This window comes from Alphaproteobacteria bacterium (genome assembly GCA_035625915.1).
GTDB lineage: Bacteria > Pseudomonadota > Alphaproteobacteria > JACZXZ01 > JACZXZ01 > DATDHA01.
Map to the genome: position 1 here is coordinate 1 of DASPOR010000088.1, position 3,031 is coordinate 3,031.

3 protein-coding genes are annotated in these 3,031 nt (G+C 65.9%); 1 reads left to right on the forward strand and 2 read right to left on the reverse strand.

Annotated features, from left to right (window positions below; translation table 11 throughout):
- A partial coding sequence (locus VEJ16_07205; protein ID HYB09441.1) for a DNA polymerase Y family protein occupies positions 1 to 1,044 on the reverse strand: 1,044 nt, incomplete at its 3' end.
- Positions 995 to 1,852, reverse strand: a complete 858-nt coding sequence (locus tag VEJ16_07210) for a hypothetical protein (GenBank protein ID HYB09442.1) — start codon at positions 1,850 to 1,852, stop codon at positions 995 to 997. The genes VEJ16_07205 and VEJ16_07210, both read right to left, overlap by 50 nt.
- Before the next feature lie 245 nt (positions 1,853 to 2,097).
- Between VEJ16_07210 and mtnA the strand changes: the two genes are divergently transcribed.
- Positions 2,098 to 3,031, forward strand: a 934-nt coding sequence (gene mtnA, locus VEJ16_07215) for an S-methyl-5-thioribose-1-phosphate isomerase (protein ID HYB09443.1), incomplete at its 3' end; no start/stop codon positions are given.

Sequence of the window (3,031 nt, forward strand, 5' to 3'; positions counted from 1 at the left end):
GAGGCTTGCCTGTGCCGCTTCGAGCGGCTCGACCACGGGTGCCGTCAGCACCATGAGATCGACGCCGAGCCCGAAGCTGAAGTCGTAGTCGAGGCGGTCGAGCTTCTCGGTGAAGAGGCGGGAAAGGTGCCGCACCTCCCGCAAGGGAAAAGACGTGCCGATCTCGGCGCGCTGCGTTGTGCCGTCCGTCCGGTAGAGCGTGAAGACGAGCCGACGCGCACCTTGTCTCTCCGCGGCGAGGCGACGGCAGAGGGTATGGAGCAGTTGTTCGAGCCCGGCGGCGACGTCCTCGCGACGGGCGACCGGTTCGGCGAAGGCGAGGCGAAGACGCCAAGGCTCGTGGTAGAGCCGCGGCGAGATCGGCTCGTCGAGACGACCGAGCGCTCGATCGAGACGGCGGCAAAGATCCAGCCCGAAGCGCCGCGCAAGCGGGGCGCGCGGCAAAGGGTAAAGGGCTTCGATGCGGCGCAGCCCCAGACGCTCGAGTCCCGCCGCCGTCTCGGGCGAAAGCCGTAACGCGGCGACGGGCAGGGCCGCGAGCGCCTGGCGCTGGCCGCCGGGGGGCACCACCAGATCCCCGATGAAGGTGGAGGACGCGAAACGGGCAACCGCCCAAGCGGCCCCGGCCGTGTCTGCGATGGCAGCACGCGCGGAAAAGCCGTTTCGTTCGATCCGTGCAACGATGTCGGCGAGCAGGGCCGCCTCACCGCCGAAAAGGTGTGCACAGCCGCTCACGTCAAGAAAGACCCCGCCGGCCCCGCCCGGCTCCAACGCCTCGGGGGCAGTCCACGGCGTGTAGCGCGTGCACCATTCGGCCAAGTGCGCGAGCGCCTGGCGGTCCGCGCCGAGATCGGCATCGTGCACGCGCAAGGCCGGCTCGAGCGCCCGCGCGTCTGCAAGCGGTTGACCCGGAAAGATCCCCGCCGATTGCGCAGCACGGTCCGCGGCGACGATGACGAGCCGACCGTGGACCTTCTCGATCGTCGCGAGCGGGCTAGACGGCCAGTCGCTCCCCTTGTCGCAAGGGGAAGGGGACGGACGAATCCCGCCCTCGGACGGTGGGACGGCCGGCCGGCGCCTGAGCCGGTCGGTCGCGAAGCTCGGAAGCCATAACGAGACGATGCGTTTCATCGTTCCACTCCAATAGCCATTGACGCGGCACGCCGCCGCGGCAGCGGACAAGCTCGACCCGCCAACGCTCCGCCCCCACGCCGATGCCATAAGGTGCGGGTGCGGAAGGTGCAGCAGCGATGCGCCATGCCGTGACGGCGGCGGAAGGAGCGGATTTGCCTTCGCCCGGTTTCTGTCGGGAAGTCCTGAGCAGGAGTGCTGTCGAACGGCCCGCTTCGGCGGCAAGTTGCAGCCTGCGCGTGGCGGTCAGATCCGCGTCCTGTACCTCGCCTACCACGGCGGCGACCGCACCCGAGCGCAAACCTTCCTCCATGGCCCAAAGCAAATCGGCCTGTGAACGACCACGCACCAGAACGAGCCGGCGCGTGTCGAGCCCGTATCCCGCAAGGCCGGGGCCGTAAAGGCCGTTACCGGGTGCGCACCAGAGCACGCTGCGCGGTCTCGCACCTTCCGCTTCGCCAAGTCGCGCCAGCACGATCGCGACGAAACCGGCCGCCGAGCCATCCACGGGTGCCGCGGCGGTGAGTTCGTGGAGACAAGCGGTCGGCAGCCCATTCCAGGGCAGCACGCGGTCGACGGGCGCCAAGCCGAAAGGTGCTGCGGGTAGAGCGCTTTGCCGGCGATCGATGTCGTTAGCAGTGGCGTGTTGCCAAGTGCCTTCGAGGGCGGCGATGCGGGCTCGCAAAGCCTCGACCGAAACGAGATCGTGGCGATAACTCATGGGCATCTCCAAAGTGGGCTTCTCCACGGAGAGTAAGCGTTCGTGTTTTGTTCGTTCTATCTTTGTTCTAAAGGAACGGCAAGGACAAGTCAAGGGGTAGGGAGGGCTAAACCTGTCGTATTTTTGAGAATTAAACCAATAACTTAAATACGCACCCCGGCCACCCCAATAAACCTCGCCGGTGGCACGCTATAAAAACCGAGTGCTCGATTGAGCCCAGGGCGGCACTCCGCTATGGTCGTGATATGAAGGTAAACGACGTTCCGTATCGCACGATCTGGCTTGCGGAGGATGGCTGGTCGGTCGTCATCATCGACCAAACCAAGCTCCCTCATCTTTTCGAGACAGTGCGGCTCACGACGCTCGCGGATGCGGCCCACGCGATCAAGGACATGCTTGTGCGCGGAGCACCCCTCATCGGGGCCACGGGTGCCTACGGAATGTGCCTTGCCGTTCACGCCGATCCCTCCGACGCGGCACTCGACCTTGCCCACGAAGCACTCCTCAAGACGCGGCCCACGGCGGTCAATCTGCGCTGGGCGCTTGATGACATGCGCGAATACCTTCGCAACGTCAGGCCGGGCGAGCGTGCCGCCGCCGCGTACAAGCGCGCAGCCGCGATCTGCGACGACGACGTTGCGATCAATCGCGCGCTCGGCGGCCACGGCGAGAAGCTCATCCGCAAGGCATGGGAGGAGAAGGGTGAGCATGGACGGGTCAATGTCCTGACCCATTGCAACGCCGGTTGGCTCGCGACGGTCGATTGGGGAACGGCCCTCGCCCCCGTTTACACGGCGCACGAAAACGGCATTCCGCTCCACATCTGGGTCGACGAAACGCGCCCGCGCAATCAAGGCGCCTCCCTCACCGCGTGGGAACTCGGTTGCCACGGGGTCGCGCACACCGTCATCGTCGACAATGCGGGCGGTCACTTAATGCAGCACGGGAAGGTTGACCTTTGCATCGTCGGCACGGACCGCACGACCGCGCGCGGCGACGTTTGCAACAAGATCGGCACGTATCTGAAAGCACTCGCCGCCAAGGACAATGGCGTTCCGTTTTACGTCGCCCTTCCGTCTCCGACGATCGATTGGACGATCGAGGACGGCCAAACAATCGAGATCGAAGAGCGCGCTCCGGCGGAAGTGACCCGCATTCGGGGCAAGGCAAGCGACGGCA

Excerpts from the sequence above, each read along its gene's own strand:
- VEJ16_07210 (HYB09442.1), bottom strand. The coding sequence starts at position 1,852 with ATGAGTTATCGCCACGATCTCGTTTCGGTCGAGGCTTTGCGAGCCCGC.